Annotated in this window: 9 protein-coding genes; 2 read left to right on the top strand and 7 right to left on the bottom strand. The window is 70.3% G+C overall.

Features of this window, described 5'->3' with window-relative positions:
* Positions 1-2 precede the first annotated feature (2 nt).
* Positions 3-884 (top strand): MurR/RpiR family transcriptional regulator, encoded by an 882-nt coding sequence (locus BN1193_RS15890; RefSeq protein WP_040167912.1) that lies wholly within the window; start codon positions 3-5, stop codon positions 882-884.
* A gap of 101 nt (positions 885-985) precedes the next feature.
* Here BN1193_RS15890 and BN1193_RS15885 read toward each other — a convergent pair whose 3' ends face one another.
* The 6 genes from BN1193_RS15885 to BN1193_RS15860 form a co-directional block, all read right to left on the bottom strand.
* Positions 986-2167 (bottom strand): 4-hydroxybenzoate 3-monooxygenase, encoded by a 1182-nt coding sequence (locus BN1193_RS15885; protein WP_040167911.1) that lies wholly within the window; start codon positions 2165-2167, stop codon positions 986-988.
* Between the two features lie 82 nt (positions 2168-2249).
* Positions 2250-3008: an IclR family transcriptional regulator gene (locus tag BN1193_RS15880; protein WP_040167908.1), complete on the bottom strand. Its 759-nt coding sequence runs from the start codon at positions 3006-3008 to the stop codon at positions 2250-2252.
* 168 nt (positions 3009-3176) lie between these two features.
* Positions 3177-4106 carry a LysR family transcriptional regulator gene (locus BN1193_RS15875; RefSeq protein ID WP_040167907.1) on the bottom strand — a complete coding sequence of 310 codons (930 nt, stop codon included), beginning with the start codon at positions 4104-4106 and terminating at the stop codon, positions 3177-3179.
* A gap of 92 nt (positions 4107-4198) precedes the next feature.
* Complete coding sequence (locus tag BN1193_RS15870; RefSeq protein ID WP_052460873.1) at positions 4199-5224, bottom strand: ABC transporter permease; 1026 nt, start codon at positions 5222-5224, stop codon at positions 4199-4201.
* On the bottom strand, positions 5221-6810 hold the full coding sequence (locus tag BN1193_RS15865) for a sugar ABC transporter ATP-binding protein (protein ID WP_195907885.1): 1590 nt from the start codon (positions 6808-6810) through the stop codon (positions 5221-5223). The genes BN1193_RS15870 and BN1193_RS15865 overlap by 4 nt, the downstream gene beginning before the upstream one ends.
* Before the next feature lie 192 nt (positions 6811-7002).
* Entirely contained in the window at positions 7003-8184 is a 1182-nt protein-coding gene (locus BN1193_RS15860) for a substrate-binding domain-containing protein (RefSeq protein WP_040167906.1), read from the bottom strand.
* A 287-nt stretch (positions 8185-8471) separates the two neighbouring features.
* Here BN1193_RS15860 and BN1193_RS15855 point away from each other — a divergent pair, with 287 nt between their 5' ends.
* Positions 8472-9623: an acyl-CoA dehydrogenase family protein gene (locus BN1193_RS15855; protein ID WP_040167904.1), complete on the top strand. Its 1152-nt coding sequence runs from the start codon at positions 8472-8474 to the stop codon at positions 9621-9623.
* A gap of 25 nt (positions 9624-9648) precedes the next feature.
* On the opposite strand, the gene BN1193_RS15850 is transcribed toward BN1193_RS15855, so the two are convergent.
* Positions 9649-11073 (bottom strand): FAD-binding oxidoreductase, encoded by a 1425-nt coding sequence (locus tag BN1193_RS15850; protein ID WP_040167902.1) that lies wholly within the window; start codon positions 11071-11073, stop codon positions 9649-9651.
* Positions 11074-11096 lie beyond the last annotated feature (23 nt).

The following is an 11096-nucleotide window of genomic DNA, read 5'->3' as shown; positions in this document are numbered from 1 at the left end:
CCATGGTGACAGGTGATGTGCTGGGACGGGTCCGCGACGCGGTCCCGGACCTCAGCGCCGCGGAGAACCGCGTCGCGCAGTTCATCATCCGTGAGCCGCAGCATGTGGTGGAACTCACGATCACCGACCTGGCCACCGCCACGGGCGTCTCGCAGGCCACCATCGCTCGATTCGCGCAGGGCCTCGGCTACACCGGCTATCGCGAGTTCCGCCTCGCTCTGGCCGGTGCCACCAGCCGAGAAGAGGCCGCGCGCGCTCGTTTCGCGTTGAGCGAGAGCGAGATCGACGACGCCGATCCGGCCCGTGAGGTCGCGACCAAGATCGCGTACCAGGAGTCGATGGCGATCGAGCAGACCGCTCGGGAGCTGGACCTCGACGCCGTTGATCGCGTCGCCGCGGCCGTCGTCGCGGCGGACCGCATCGAGGTGTTCGGCGTCGGCGCGAGCGCCCTCACCGCGCAGGATCTGCAGCAGAAGCTGGTCCGGATCGGACTGCGGGCGTCCTTCAGCCTGGACGGACACCTGGCGTTGACCTCCGCGGCCCTGATGGGGGAGCGCAGCGTCGCGATCGCGGTGTCGCACACCGGCGAGACGGACGAGACGATCCGTCCGTTCGAGATCGCCGCGGCGGCCGGCTCGGCCCTGGTCGCGGTGACGAACGTTCCGACCTCATCCCTGGCCCGGGTGGCGGATGAGGTGCTGCTGACACGGGCGCGGGAGAGTCCGTACCGCACCGGCGCGATGTCCAGCCGCATCGCGCAGCTGACCCTCGTAGACATCCTCTTCGTCCGCGTGGCCCAGCGGATGCCGGCGGAGATGTCCGTCGCCCTCGAGCGCACCTACGACGCCACCCGCTCCCGACGCCGTCGCCCCACCGCCGGCTGAGCACGTCAGGCGGGGGCGGGCACGGGGCGCTGGTCGAAGAAGGCGCGCTCGTGCTCACTCGCAGTGCGGAAGGCGGTGAGCATGCGCTCGCGGGTTCGAGCTCAGGCCAGGGGCCAGCCGGTGTAGGCCTCGGCGAGGTAGGTCTGGCCGGCGCGGGACTCCACGACGGTGCGCAGCTCGCCGCGCTGGCGGAGGCGGTCGAAGTCGTCCGCCGTCGGGGCGACGTGCAGCATCGAGGTCATCCAGTACGAGAACTGCTGCCCCTTCCAGATGCGCTTCAGGGCGGTCTCGGCGTACGCATCGACGCCGGACTCGTCGTTCTCCAGCAGCAGGGACCGCAGTGCCTTGTGCAGCACGGAGACGTCCGCGGCGGCGAGGTTCATGCCCTTCGCGCCGGTGGGCGGAACCGTGTGAGCGGCGTCACCGACGAGGGCGACGCGACCCTTGCGCAGCTCGCTCGCCACGAAGCTGCGGAACCGCAGCACGTCGCGCTGGAAGATCGGGCCGCGCTTGAGCTCGTGACCCGGAACGCGAACCTGCAGTTCGTCCCACAACTGCTCCTCGCTGAACGAGTTCGGGTCGACATCGGGGTCGCACTGGAAGTACATCCGCTGCACATCGGGGCTGCGCTGGCTGATCAGCGCGAAGCCGTCCGGGGAGTTGGAGTAGATGAGCTCATCGGCGCTCGGGGGCGCGTCGCAGAGGATGCCGAACCAGGCGAACGGGTACTCGCGGAAGTGTCCCGTCCGGCGTCCGGACACGACCTCGCGGGCGACCGAGCGGGAACCGTCCGCGCCGACGACGAAGTCCGCCTCGATGATCAGCTGCTCGCCGTCGGCCGTCGTGGCGTGCACGGACGGACGGTCCGTCGTCTCGCCCTCGACGTGGTCCGCGGTGACCTCGAACCGAAGGTCCTGGCCACCGGCCAGACGTGCGGCGATGAGGTCCTTCAGCACCTCGTGCTGCGGGTAGAGCCAGACGCCGCGGCCGACGAGGTCGGCGAAGTCGATGCGGTGTCCCTCACCCTCGAAGCGCAACTCGATGCCGTCGTGGCGCTGGCCGACGGTCCGGGCACGGCTGTGTTCGCCGAGTCCGTCGAGCAGTTCGACGGTGCCCTGCTCGAGGATGCCGGCGCGGATGGTGTGCTCGATGTCCTCGCGGGTGCGCTGGTCGATGACGATCGACTCGATGCCGGACTCGGCGAGGAGATGGGACAGCAGCAGGCCGGCGGGACCGGCGCCGATGATCGCGACGCGAGTGCGGACGGTGGTGGGTGAGCTCATGGGGGTCTCCATTGACGAGGCGGGTTCCCACAGTCTCACCGGAACGACGGCGGTCCCGACTCCGACTCCCGTTGAACGGGCATCATTCTGGGCGCCGGTATCCGGCCGATCGCTCGATGTCGTGTGCTGCGCGGTGCAGCTCGGCCAGCGCGGGGTCCGGCTTGGCCTCCCGCGGCAGGATCACCGACAGCGCGGCGACCACGTGGTCGGTCTCGTCCCGGATCGGCACCGCGACGCCGGTGGAGACGTCCTCGATGTATCCGGGTGCGACGGCATGGCCGGCGAGCCGGATCTCCGCCAGCTTGCGGCGCACGGCCACCGGGTCCACGAGGGTCTCGCGGGTGAGCGGCCGCAGTGGTCCGGCCAGAACGCGGTCCTGGAGTTCGGCACCGCCGTAGGCGAGCAGCAGCAACCCGGACGAGGACGCGTGCAGCGGCAGGCGTCCGGCGATCTGGGTGATGTTCGCACCGGAGGTGGGCGAGCTCAGGCGCTCCAGGAACAGCGCCTCATCCTGCTCCAGGATCGCGAGCTGCGTGTGCTCCCGGACCCGCGCCTGCACGCGTTCCATGAACGGCATCGCCGCCTGCCGCAGACGCAGCGCGGTCGAGGAGCGGGTCGCCAGCTCCCACAGCCGCATGCCGATGCGGACCCGCCGCTCATCGTCGCGTTCGAGGAGTCCCGCCGCGACGAGTTCGGCCACGATGCGATGCGCGGACGAGCTCGGCAGCCCCGCGCGGCGCCCGATCTCGGAGGTGGTCTGCACCGTCCGCGCCGGGGTGAACGTCTCGAGCACGCGCACGAGGCGATCCGTGACGGAGTCGCCGGACGCGGAATTGGCCATGCCTCAGTGTGCCACCTTCCCGTTGAACGGGCGTCGCGGTCGCTCCCGATCTCTGCAGCCCTGCGCCACGCGACGTGTCAGACATGGGAGCGACGCGGTGAACGCTCTCGACATCGGCAGCTTCCGGCGGGCGGAAGGTGGGAGCGTCGGCGGGCCGGAGGGCGGGGGCTACAGGAGGTCGTCGCCGAACTCGACGCGCTCGGACGCGGTGCGCAGCATGCCCACCAGCCACTGCAGCGCCGGGTCGTCGTTCTTGGACGGGTGCCAGTACGCCGCCTCGACGAGGACACTCGGCGCGATGGGCGTCCGGGCGATCACCAGTCCCAACTCCGCGGCGTAGCGCTCGGCGGTCCGCTCGGGCACCCATCCGACCCACGGCGTGCCGGGCAGCGCGAACGGCACCGGCAGGAAGCCCTGCACCGTCGCCGCCACCGGCGGGATGAGATCGGCCGCCGCGAGCATGTCATCGATCGGGGTCGCGGCGTGGGGACCGAACACGGCTCGCACCTGTCGCAGCCGTCCCAGGGCGTCGGTGGACAGTCCGCCGTCCACCAGCTCGGGATTGGCGGCGTCGACCAGACAGACGAACCGATCTGAGAACAGGGACGCATGCTTGCCCGGGATGCCGCGGCCGCTCGCGGCGATCGTGACGTCGCTGCGCAGAAGGTCGACGGGCGAGATCATCTCGTCCACGGGCAATCCCACGAATTCGACCCGGGTGTGCGGCGCTTCGCGGTCGAACAGCCCGAGGAGGGCCCCGGTGATCTCGGACAGCACGTAGTCGCTGCCGGAGACGAGGAAGGTCCGGGTGCTGGTCTCCGGGTGGAACTCGGGCAGCACGTCGAACGTCCGATGCACCTCCACCATGCACTCCGTGACCACGGGGATCAGACTCTCCGCGCGGGAGGTCAGGACGAAACCGCGGCCCTCGCGCTCGAGCAGGGCGTCATCGAACAGTTCCCGCAGGCGAGACAGGGCGCTGCTCACGGCCGGCTGCGTCATGCCGACCCGCTCGCCCGCCCGCGTCAGGTTGCGCTCGATCAGGAGCGCGTCGAGCACGACGATGAGGTTCAGGTCGAGCTTGCGGACGTCGGTCACGGCGATCCATCCTTCACGAGGACTCGGACGCGCTCGCGCCCGCTTGGGGGGAGACCATCCTAGGGCGCGAGCCTATGTCCGTGCGGGGCCGCTCAGCCCTGTTTCTTGCGCCGTCCGAGGTAGGTGGACAGACCGACCGCGGCCAGCAGGGCGATGCCGTTGAACACGTTCGTGGTCCACCCGGCGTAGCCCATGAAGGTCAGGCCGGTGACGGACACGGACAGCAGGATGCCGGCGATCACCACGCCCCACACGTTGAAGAAGCCGGGGGTGATCGCCGTGGCGGACAGGAAGATGAACGTGATGCCCTTGAACAGGAGCGATCCGCCGTCGCTCGCGGTCGCACTGCCGACCTGGGCGAGCTGCAGAATGCCGGCCAGCGACGCCAGGAACGAGGCGATCGCGAAGCTCCACCACAGATTGCGGTCCACGCGGATGCCGACCAGACGCGCGGACGGGGTGGACGAGCCCATGCCGTACAGCGTGCGGCCGAACGGGGTGTGGGTGAGGATGTACCAGACCACGATCGCGATCACGAGGACGAAGTACACCGGCACGGGCAGACCGAGCCATTTGGTGGAGGCGAATGTCGAGACGATCGACCCGGACGGCGCGGACAGGCGCTGACCCCCGGTCCACAGCATCGAGATGCCGTACAGCAGCAGCGACATGCCGAGCGTCGTGACGAACGGGTTCATCTTCAGGCGCGTGACGAAGAAGCCGTTCGCGATGCCGATGAGGGGCGACAGCGCGACGGGCACCAGGATCGCGAGCCAGACCGGCCAGCCGAAGCCGTTCACGGTGACATCCATCATGCGGGCAGCGAACACGCAGGTGATCGCCGCCGTCGCACCGACGGAGAAGTCCATGTATCCCGCGACGAAGGGGAACAGCGCCGCGAGGGCGACCATGAGCGCGCAGAGCATGTTCGTCAGCACCGTGTTCAGGCTCACCACGGTGAGGAACTGGGCGCTCGTGCCCGGGTAGAAGGAGAAGAATGCGATCACGGCGAGCGTGATGATGATCAGCGTGTACTTCTCGAAGAAGGCGCTGAGCGAGGACGGGCGCCGGGTCACGGCGACCGTGTCGGTCGGGGTGTCCGTGATGGTGTAGGTCATGACGTCGTCGTCCTTTCGGAGAGTTCTTCGGGTTCGTAGACCGTGCGACGGGTGCCGGGTTCACGCAGCACGAGCGAGACGAGTCCGTCCACGTCGGTCTCACCGGCGAGCACTTGGCCGGTCAGTCGTCCGCGCGCCAGGATGACCACGCGGTCGCACAGGGCGTGCAGCTCGGCCATGTCGCTGGAGGCGACCACGACCGTGCAACCGTCGGCTGCCGCGGCGCGGATCGTGTCGTAGATGTCGGCGCGGCTCATCACGTCCACGCCCTGTGTCGGCTCGTCCAGCAGCAGGAGTCGCGGCGCTCGCTGGAGCCAGCGGGCGATGATCACCTTCTGCTGGTTTCCGCCGGACATGGAACTGAACAGGGCGTCCGGACCGTCCACCTTCACGTCGAACCGGTCGATGAGTTCCGCCGCGGCGGTGCGCTCGCGCTCGCGAGGCATGCGACCGCCGGTGAAGTACTCATCCAGCATCGCCAGGGCGAGGTTGTCGCTGACGGAGAGGTCCATGAACGCGGCCTCGCGGACGCGGTTCTCCGGCACCATCCCGACCCCGTCGGCCATCGCCTCGTGCACATCGCGCGGCGCGTACGGCTTCCCGCCCAGGGTGATCGTTCCCCCGGAGGGGTGGTGGACGCCGAACAGGGCCTGCAGCAGTGAGCTGCGGCCGGACCCCTGCAGGCCCGCGATGCCGACGATCTCGCCGCGGTGGGCCGTCAGGGTGACATCGCGCAGGGGGCCCGACTCCAGGTGACTGACCTCCAGAATGGCCTCGCCGTGCGTGTTCGCTCGCTCGCCGGTGGGCGAGAGGGCAACGGCCAACCCGCCCGCCATCAGCGCGATGAGTTCGTCCTCGGTGGGATGCGCGTCCACGAGTGCGCCGACGACGCGGCCGTCCCGGAACACCGTGAAGTCATCCGCGACATCCAGCACCTCCTGCAGACGGTGGCTCACCATGACCACGGTCTGACCGCGGTCGGCGAGGCGGCGGACGTTCTCCAGCAGCAGTTTGGACTCCGCGGCGGCGAGGGACGCGGTCGGCTCGTCCAGGATCAGGATGCGCCGGGCGCCGTCGCTGCTGCCGCGCAGCGCGCGGGCGATGGCGACCATCGTGCGATCGGACGGACGCAGCTCGGCCACGGCACGAGTGGGGGAGACGTCGAGGCCGTACTCCAGCAGGACGCGGCCGACCTCCGTCTCCAACCGGGACCACTGGATATTGCCGAACGCGCTCGTGGGGAAGCCGGTGTCCAGCCCGAAGTTCTCAGCGATGGACAGCTCTTCGAACAGGCCGAGATCCTGGTGCACGAAGCGCAGGCCGGCCTCGTGCGCATCCTGTGCGCTCCAGCGCTTGAGATCGTGTCGCTCGCCACCGATCTCGAGCTCGCCGTCATCGGCGGTGTACACGCCGGCGAGGATCTTGATCGAGGTGCTCTTGCCCGAGCCGTTGCCACCGAGCAGTGCGTGCACGGTCCCGGGCCGGACGGCCAGGGACGCCTTGCGCAGCGCCTGGGTGCCACCGAAGTGCTTGTCGACGTCGTGGAGGTGCAGCACGTGCTCGGGTGCGGGGGCCTCGGCTGTCACGATCGCGACTCCTTCGTCGATGGGATGGACGGTGCGGCGCCGTCCGCGGACCCCGCGATCATCATGCAATCAGTGCGGTGGTTCCAGCGGAATGCCGCGGGGGTGATGGTTGTCATCGGAACCTGGGCTCCGAACGGGGGAAGGCCCCCGGACCGGAGTCCGAGGGCCTTCCCACCATGCCGCATGTGCGGGTCAGTCCACGCCCCACGCGGCCTTGAACGCCTTCTTGAAGTCGACGCTTCCGACGTAGTCGCCCGAGGCGGGCATGTTGTTGTCCGCGTCGATCGCCTGGATCTCCTCGCCGATGTAGGCCGGCTTCTGTCCGGCCAGGATGCGGATCGCGGTGTCGACCGAGCCCCACGCGCCCCACTCCGAGGCGTAGCCGATGGTGGCGTCGAAGCCGCTGTTGCCGGCCTTGATCAGCTGCAGCGCGGACTCGTCACCCGAGCGACCGATGATCAGCAGCTGCTTGTCCAGGCCCGCCGTGACGATCGCCTGCGACAGTCCGCCCGTGAGGTAACCGTCCACGGGGATGATCAGCACGTTGGCCTCGGGGTGCGCGAGCAGTTCCGTCTGCACCTTCTGGACGTACGAGCCGTCGCCGTTCTCCTCGTCGCTGACGTCGACCACGTCGACGACGGCCTTGTCGGCGTCCACGCCGAGGTCGGTCAGTCGCGTCTTGAATCCGTCGACCAGGAACTGGCCCCACGGGCCACCGGTGGCGTTGACCACGACGGCCTTGATGTCATCGCCGACCTTGCCGTACGCGTAGTCCGCCTGCAGGGCGGCCTGGGCGTGCCAGATGCCGGTCTCGGGGTCCTGACCGTCGATCCACAGGCGGATTGAGGCCCACTCCTGCGGGTTGCAGTTGTCCACGCCGCCCCCGCCGACGATCGTGACGCCGGCGGCCTTGGCCGCGGTGAACGCCGTCTGCGCGGCGACGCAGGGGAAGCCGATCGGCGAGATCACGGTCGCCCCGGCCGCGACCGCCTGGTTCACGGCGTCGGCGAAGCCGGTGCCGCCGGAGTTGAGGTTGCCGTCCGCGATCTTCGCCTTCCAGCCGGCCGCCTCCGCCGCGGCGACCATGGCCGCGGCGGGGAGGTGGCAGCTCGGAACGGCTTCACCGCAGGAGATGACGTAGAACGTCTGGTCGGGCTTGACCTTCACGCTCTCGAGCCCGGACAGGTCTGAACCCATGCCCTTGAACGCGGTCGCCAGAGCCTCCTGCTGCGCCGCGCTGCCCTCGGATCCGGTGGTGGCGTTGGCACTGCCGGTCGCCGCGGCGCCGTCCGCGTCATCGCTGGAACACGCACCCAGGCTCAGGATGAGCAGCACGGCGCCGGCCGCGATGCTCAGTTTGCTGATCTTCTTCACGAGACACTCCTGCGTCGGGGCGAGGAGTACGGTTCCGGCATCCTCGCCGAGGTGGGGGCTGGCGTCAACGCCAGTGGGGCAACTTCAGCACCGGATCATGTCACGTCGGAAGGCGGCTGCGGTGATGGGTGTCATCGTCCGCTGCGATACTCACCCTCGCGCGGGCGTCCGCGAAATAGCAGGTATCGCGGTCTGCGGCTGGTGCGCGCACGACCGGGGCGATCATCCTGGGTGGACACCGGGCGGTGGGGGAGCGTCTCCTCGGCTCGTGCTGAAGGAGACCCGTCATGACCGCACCGGCACGCCGTTCCCGGACCGCCGCCGCGGTGGCCGCTCCGGCCGATCGCGCTCGCGGTCTGCTCGCGGTGCTCGGAACCCACGCGCAGAATGCCGATCGGAGCGGACGACTCACCGCGCCGATCCTGTCCGCACTGTCCGCCGCGGGTCTGTTCCGCCTGGGGGCACCGGAGCATGCCGGCGGGTCTGCGGCGGACAGCACGACCATCGCCGAGACCGTGGCCGTGCTCGCCGAAGAGCACGCGTCCACCGCCTGGGTCGTGGGTTCGTTCGCGCAGGCCGCCGCCCGCCTTGCGGCCGAGACGACGCCGTCCACGCCGTCGCTGATCGACGGTGCGTCCGCGCCGCTGGTCTGCGAGAGCCCGGTCGTCGGGGGCGAGGCGGAGAAGGCGTCCGGGGGCTACCGGATTCACGGCCAGTGGCACAGCGTGCCCGGAAGCGCCCACGCCGACCTGTTCATCGGTTCGGTGGCGCTGCCTGCCGGGGAAGCCGGGGAGGTGGCGCGCGTCCTGCTGCCGATGTCGGCCGTGGTCCGTCACGAGACGTGGGGCGCCTCCGGACTGCGCGGAGCCAGCGCCGACACGATCGCGGCGGAGGGCGTCTTCGTCGCGGAGGGGGACCTCCGTCGCGACGGCCCGCGCCGCGGCTACGATCCGGGCCAGGCCCTCGTCCCCGCCGCGACCGTCGTCGGAGCCGCCGCCGGCGCGCTCGATCACGCGCTCGCCGTGGTGCGCTCGCGGCCCTGGTTCGGCACGACCTATGAGACCGCGGCCGAGTCGCCGACCATTCAAGGTCTGCTCTCGGACGCCGCGATGCACCTGTCCGGTGCCCGACTGCACCTGCGCCGCGCGGCCGCCACCATGGATCGGGCCCGCGTGGTGGGCACCCCCCTGAGCCCGGCTGCGCGCGCCCGCTGCCGACTGGACCTCGCCGGCGCCACGTCGTCCTCGGTCGCCGCGATGGCGGCCCTGATGTCCACGGTCGGCGCGGAGGCGGTGGCCGAATCGGCGCCGTTCGAACGGGCCGAGCGCGACATCCGCACCCTCTCCCGCCACGGTGCCGTGGACCCGCTCACCGCGCGTGAGGCGTTCGGTCGGTTCCTGCTCGCGGACGACGGCCCGCTCCACGACATCGCGCTGTGACCGGAACCGGCACGGCCGGAGCGCTTCAGCGGACCGGGGTGCCGGAGCGCTCCCAGTGGTTCTCGTTCAGGCGCTCCGGGTCAGCGGCGAGGTAGCGGTGGAAGCGGCCGTCCGGGTCGCGATCGGCGATGACGCGCTGCAGCCGTGCCCAGTTCTCCGGGGCCATGAACTTCAGCTGCCGGTTCGTCATGTCCGAATCGCCCAGGTACTGTCCCGCGGTGACCGGCTCCGCGTGGGCGAAGACCTCGTCGACCCAGCTCCGGTTGCGCGCGAAGTCGGCGGGGTTCTCGTACACGGTGTACGCGGCGACGTAGGCATCGCTGTGCAACGAGAACGCCATGTCCGGCAGCGCGCGCCGCGGTGCGTTGCTCATCCAGATCGCGAACCCGCGTTCGGTCGGGTTCGTCGTGAACAGCGGACGGATCCCCTCCACCATCGTCGCGACGCCGTCCGCCGTGTTCTCACCGTCGATCCAGGCGTTGTCGCAGATGTACTGCCAGTGCTCCGGGTTCTGCAGCTCCTGCTGCGCGCGGTGCTCAGCCAGGGAGGACTCGGCGGCGTCCTGCACGAAGACGGCGCGGTCGATCACCGGGCACGCGTTGAACGCCGCCAGCGACGCCCGCGCGTGCGCTTCGTCATCGCCGAATGCGAGCCCGGTGACGAGGAAGAGGCGCCGTTCGGTGCCGTCCGGCAGCGGTGTCGGGCTGGAGACGCAGACGATCTCGACGTTGTCCGGGATGTCGTGGTGGGCGGCGTAGAGCCACGTCATCACCGCGGTGAAATCCTCCAGCTCGTAGCCGTGCACGGTGTGGGCGAGCCATCCGAAGATCGGACGGGTCGCCAGATGGAACCGGACGACGACGCCCGGGAAGGTCGGACCGGCACCGCGGGCCGCCCAGTACAGATCCGTGTTCTGCGTGCCGTCGGCGCGGACGAGCTCGCCGTCGGCGGTGACCACGTCGACCGCGACGACGGATTCCGCCGCCCAGCCCCATCCGCGCTGGTTCCAGCCCTGTCCGCCCTGCAGGAGAAAGCCGCCGATGCCCACCGACGGGCAGTGGCCGCCGTTGAAGAACCGGCCGCGCTCCTCCAGATACGGCGACAGCTCATCGCCGCCCTTGGTCGCCGGACCGGCCGTGACGATTCCGGTCTCCGCGTCGAAGGAGATTTCGCGCAGGGCGCCGACGTCGATCAGCAGGCCACCGTCGCGAACGCTCCATCCTGCCCAGGCGTGACCTCCGGAGCGGACCGCGACCGTCCAGCCGCGCTGGGCGGCCAGCCGCACACCGGCCTGCACGTCCGCGATGCCGGCCGCGATCAGCACGGCCTCGGGCTGGCGGTCCGGCCGGCGGCCGTTGAAGATCCGGCCCACCCGCGCCTCATCCCACTCCGCGTCGCTCGGCAGCACGAGTCGGCCGTCGAAGGCCGTGGTGTCGGGGTCCGGGGTCATCGTCGAGCTCCTCCTGCGTCCGG

Origin of the sequence: Microbacterium gorillae, from assembly GCF_000826185.2 — a bacterium.
Classification (GTDB): Bacteria; Actinomycetota; Actinomycetes; order Actinomycetales; family Microbacteriaceae; genus Microbacterium; species Microbacterium gorillae.
Note: the sequence above shows the minus strand (reverse complement) of the source record. Positions and strands in the feature narration are given on the sequence as shown.